The following is a 4,768-nucleotide window of genomic DNA, read 5'->3' as shown; positions in this document are numbered from 1 at the left end:
TAGCTCAACGGCACACAATCACGACCTCAGGACCACCGCCTCACCCCGAAACCGGGGTGCGTCGGTGGATCCAGGCTTAGTCCTTCCACGCCACTCCAAGCAGGCTCTGGCGAATCTAGCGCCGCTCATGTCTTTTGCCATCTCGGCTGGTGTTGCGAGTCGTTCGCCCTTGGTCGCAGGCCGTCCCCGCTTGCCGGTCCTCGGTGGCGCAGCCTCATAGAGCGCAGCGTCCCTGCGCATCCGAGAGGTGAAGGTGGTTCGTGCAAGCCCTCGCCCCGCCAGTGAGGCATACGCTCCGTCCGCACACAGAGTGAAGTAGCGATCAGGAAGCCAACCGGTAATCTCGACGATGATCTCAGTCGCGAGGTCGAGTGTGGTCGGACCACCTTTTCGGTGTAGACGCACTCCGACTGGTACTCCAATCGGCATCTGACCCCAGGGTGGCGAGACTCGCAGAGTGACCACGACCAGGTTGAGTCCGGTAGCGTAGACGACTCTGTTGTGCGTCGAGCGCACAGCGTCACGAAAGGTACCCGCCCCGTTGATCTTGCGTCCGGACTTCTTGTATAGCGTGTCGTCGAGGTCGAGCCTCAAGGTCCCCTCGGGAGCCAGAGTGGCCACGATGTGTAAGACGAGCACTTTCCACAGTAGCGTCAGCGACCACCTCCCGTCTCGGAAGAAGCGGTGGTAGGCATCGTGAGCCCGGCGTCCCTCTGGGTCAGCCCCACAGATCATAGCTGTTACTGTACGCCTCCCTGGAGTCAGTACCCAGCCGGTGAGGATGGTCGTGAAGATCGCGAAGCTCGGGGCGGCGAAGCAGCCTCTTGTCAGTCCCATCATTGACTCCCATGCGGTGCTAGATGAAGGACTCTTTGTGCTTTGTGTCATAGAATACATCCTAATCCGTCGGTATAGCGGCCGACGGACTAGGATAGAATGGAGGACGATGACGACAAGTAAAGGCCTACGAGTCGATCGAGCGGCACGGGCGAAGCAGTCTCAGATTGCCAAGGAACTCTGTGAGATTGGCTTGGCGCTGCCCGGCTCGGTCGAGATGCGAAGGACGCGATGCGGTAAACAGAACTGTCGCTGTAAGGCTGAGCCTGCCCAACTGCACGGTCCCTACATCGTCTGGACCCACAAGGTCGAGGCAAAGACTGTGACCCGAGTGCTCACCCCTGAGCAGTTAGAGGACTACCGACCACTTTTTGACAATGCAAGACGACTAAGAGAACTCGTTGTCGCGTTACAGAATCTGACGCTACAGGTGCTCGAGGCAGATGACCGCTGGAAAACTCGCTGACGCCGTTTCAACTCGCACTCTCGGATAATCCCTGTTCGGGAAAAGTGCGAAACTCCACAGAGAACAAGTACGAATTAATAAATTCACTGATTGCTGGAACACCCTTATAAGCATCTCGCCAACATCGATCTGCAGCTTCAATTTCCATATCGGAGTTTGGACGAAAGCGTTCCAGATCTACCGCGACGCCCAACGCATCACTCAAGCTGCTCGTGTAGGCGGTTTTACACACAGACCAATACTCCCTGATTACCGCCTCCGGAATCCTTAACCTGCCTAGATCCTGTAGCGAAGCCGATAGCGGACCTCCTTCGTTGCAGTCGAGACCACACTGTCGATGCCAAATCCCGACCAGCCTTTCGACTGATGCTAAGTACAATCTGAAAGCTAGCAATCTCGACTCACCTGCCTCGAAACGCCAAAAGTCTGTACAAACCGACAAGGCGACCGACAGCCGGTTCGAACGAGCCAACAGCCGAACGCCAGGTTTCCCAAACGTCTCTGCGAACTCTTTCATCCTGGGTTCGCTGAACCCAGGTAGTTCGAACTCACCATTGGCCGTTGCATGCACGATGTGTTGTGCAAGACGGTAGTTCTCCTTCATGGTCTCATCCCATAAACAATCCTGCGAGCTCATCTCGCTGTCAGGGAGAATGTCTACGGTTCCAGGGTACTCGATCTTTGGAGTGGCAACCTCAGCAAGTATGGAGGCTAACTTGAGCATCTGATTCCAGTTCTGTTTCTCGAACTTGGTCTGGGGCCACATCAATAGAAGTGTTTCGTATCGATCTATGTCCTGCTCTGCATATGGCACCCGCTCGTGTATTGCTCCTATGAGTTGTTGAGAAAACTTTTTCACCTCGACTGCAGGATTGCCGAAAAGTACATTGACCTTGTGTTCGTCCACACCACGTTGCCGCAACTGCGTAAAGCGCACACGCTGCTGGTTTGTGAAAGCAACAGTGCTGACCCATGCCCCCAGCTCTGCGCGTTGCTTTGGCGTTAGGTCCAGTTTGCTCCAAGCGGCCGCGTCCTTGTTGACAAGCACGTTGATTTCCTCAATCCCAAGTTTTGACCGCATCGGCTCTACCATCTTGTTCAGTGCCCTTTGGCGACCAGAGATCTCACGAGAACGCATCGATCCTCCACAGCTTCAGCTCTATTGCACCATATTGCACGAGCACATTCACCGGGCCTTGCGCCAAGAGACCCAGCGGGCCGAGAACCGCTCGCTTCATCTCAACCTCGGAAGCTCTGCTCGCTGGATCTGCACCCAGCGATATCCGTGCGTTTGGAGCCAAGTGAAGCCAGACCTCCATCCTGCCATCCTTCGATCGGGTCTCACTCGTCGGGAATAACATCCCGATCTTATCTGGCTGGTCAATAGCGCCGAAGACTGGAGTAAGGATGAGACGGCCCCCGAGTCGCGATCCTCGGTACCACAGCGGAATCGGAATACCTTGCCTGAGGAGTGCTCCAAGACTGAGGCGCTTATCCGCATTTAACCTTCGCGAGCAGACCTCACTTGTGCTGGCAGCATGAACTCCCAGCACGCCGACACCACCACCCGTAAAGAAACCTCCAGTTGAGGTGCTTGAAGTATCTCGACCCATGGCACTATCGTCCCACGCACCAGGCGATGAGCGCATCTCGGGAGAACTTCCATCTCCCATTCGGCGCACGATTTGCCGGAATGATTCCCTCTCGCGCCAATTTTTGCACCTCATTCACCGTGCAGTGCAGGAGCTTGGCCGCCAACTTTGAGTCCAAGATCGGCGGAAAGGTGTCAGGACCTGAGAATCCTACCAGCGACTCACCCTTCAGTTGAGGTTCCGACGACCTTAGGGTCCGCTCCATGGGGCCCACATCGTAGGTTGGGCGATACGTTTCTGATACCCCTACCAATTGTCGTTCTGATTTTGCGTGGCGCATGTGCACCCTCCCTTCATATGAGACTTAACGGCATGCCACATACCAATCTTTAACGAGACTTGGGAAACAAGCGCCCAGCCCTAGGTTCTACCTGCTCACACACCATAACATTCTGCACGTTCTGCAGCTCCCGTTTTACCTATAGAGAGCACCCTCGAGGTTTTCATCCCTTCAGTTATCGACGGCAAACGACGGTACTGATATTGCACCTGTGCCGCGCACTCACTGAAGAGCGGCACAGAACCTCGTCTCGGTTGACAATCGTGACTCTGGGCAACACGGAACTATGGCGTAACTTCCAGCTCCGCATAGTCGCTATCCTGAGCAAGCACCCACGCTAAAAATCACCTGATACTCTCAAGAAGAAGATGGTGATGCGCGGCGCTCACCTAAGGTGGTGGATACCAGTCCCCTCTGTCTACCGATGCAGCACCCAACCACCCGAAGGTCACACCTCTGATCCGTTCAGCAGTCGAGAGCTGACGGATCGTCACCCACGTCTGAGAGAAGCCTCGCACCACTTCAGACCTCCTACTACTTCTTGGATATACCTTCAAGAAAGCGCGGAACCAACGATATCGGAAGCGCCACGAAGGACTCCATCTAGGATTTCAGCTCATGGAAGATGCACGAACCCAACTGGCCTTAGCAATCAATCAAGCTTTCGAGAAGTCAACCGCAAGAGTCCAGGATGTCGCCGAGCTCCTTCATGTCGACACGTCTAGCATTAGTCGATGGCGGCGTGGTACTCAGCGTTGCCCGGCATCCCGAGTCCATGATCTTGCCAAAGCCCTTGGCATGTCTGGGGACGCCGTAGAGCGTCTGTATTCTCTCGCCCTGGAGGCCGAGAAAGAGAGTCAGAGTGAACAGCGCTCATTTCGCCAAGTTACCCTCAAGCAGGAGCTTGGCGACGTGATGATCGAACTCCGACACCTTGAGCAGAAGGTCTCTACTCTTCATTGGGATATCGGATTTCTGAACCAGAACATCACCGGACTCAAATCACAGCTTGCTAACTTCGAAGAGACTTTCATGGAGTTGAAGGCGAAACTCGCGAATTCCCATGACCGAGAGGAAAACCAATGACTGCTCGGAAGTCCCGTGATATCTCAGCCAACAATGGCTGGATTCAAAGTGGTACTGAAGGGACAGTTGCCTGATAGGTGGACTGGACCATCAATCCATTACGGGTCACATGCCGACACATCGCCCTTCAAGCGCTTGACCGTTAACACATGCCTGGTTACGCCTATGAATGCTGCACGAAACCCACAACTACCGCATTGCATTGTCCTTCGTTGACCGTCGAAACGATGGTCAACGGTGGCATTTCTCCTGTTCAGACGAGATGGAATGGAGAAGATAGGTTTGGTGAAGCTTCATAGTGCACAGCGGCACTCGACTTTGTTGTCTTCTCACGAGATTCCGGCACGATCGTTGAATGTTCGGATTGTTCGCTCAGATTCCCAGTTCGCATTGGCGAAGAGATTGATTCGTAACCCTGGTTACGCAATAGACAGCGGCAAGTGAGCT

At 54.6% G+C, this 4,768-nt stretch carries 6 protein-coding genes; 2 read left to right on the top strand and 4 right to left on the bottom strand.

Annotated elements, in window-relative coordinates; all coding sequences use genetic code 11:
- Positions 1-18 precede the first annotated feature (18 nt).
- The gene (locus M7Q83_RS13820) at positions 19-888 is read right to left on the bottom strand and encodes a transposase (protein ID WP_298340119.1); all 870 of its coding nucleotides are present in this window, start codon (positions 886-888) and stop codon (positions 19-21) included.
- Positions 889-946: 58 nt separating this feature from the next.
- On the opposite strand from M7Q83_RS13820, the gene M7Q83_RS13815 reads away from it, so the two are divergent.
- Positions 947-1,303, top strand: a complete 357-nt coding sequence (locus M7Q83_RS13815) for a DUF6788 family protein (protein ID WP_298340115.1) — start codon at positions 947-949, stop codon at positions 1,301-1,303.
- A gap of 7 nt (positions 1,304-1,310) precedes the next feature.
- Here the strand turns inward: M7Q83_RS13815 and M7Q83_RS13810 are convergent, their stop codons facing one another.
- Genes M7Q83_RS13810 through M7Q83_RS13800 form a run of 3 tightly spaced genes read right to left on the bottom strand, consistent with a single transcriptional unit; the run spans position 1,311 to position 3,160 of the window.
- Positions 1,311-2,441 (bottom strand): hypothetical protein, encoded by a 1,131-nt coding sequence (locus tag M7Q83_RS13810; protein WP_298340111.1) that lies wholly within the window; start codon positions 2,439-2,441, stop codon positions 1,311-1,313.
- Entirely contained in the window at positions 2,428-2,916 is a 489-nt protein-coding gene (locus tag M7Q83_RS13805; RefSeq protein WP_298340109.1) for a hypothetical protein, read from the bottom strand. Before M7Q83_RS13805 ends, M7Q83_RS13810 begins: the two co-directional genes overlap by 14 nt.
- A 4-nt stretch (positions 2,917-2,920) precedes the next feature.
- Positions 2,921-3,160 carry a helix-turn-helix domain-containing protein gene (locus M7Q83_RS13800; protein ID WP_298340107.1) on the bottom strand — a complete coding sequence of 80 codons (240 nt, stop codon included), beginning with the start codon at positions 3,158-3,160 and terminating at the stop codon, positions 2,921-2,923.
- Between the two features lie 693 nt (positions 3,161-3,853).
- Here M7Q83_RS13800 and M7Q83_RS13795 point away from each other — a divergent pair.
- Positions 3,854-4,321 carry a helix-turn-helix transcriptional regulator gene (locus M7Q83_RS13795; protein WP_298340104.1) on the top strand — a complete coding sequence of 156 codons (468 nt, stop codon included), beginning with the start codon at positions 3,854-3,856 and terminating at the stop codon, positions 4,319-4,321.
- Positions 4,322-4,768 lie beyond the last annotated feature (447 nt).

This window comes from Ferrimicrobium sp., assembly GCF_027364955.1.
Lineage (GTDB): Bacteria > Actinomycetota > Acidimicrobiia > Acidimicrobiales > Acidimicrobiaceae > Ferrimicrobium.
Note: the sequence above shows the minus strand (reverse complement) of the source record. Positions and strands in the feature narration are given on the sequence as shown.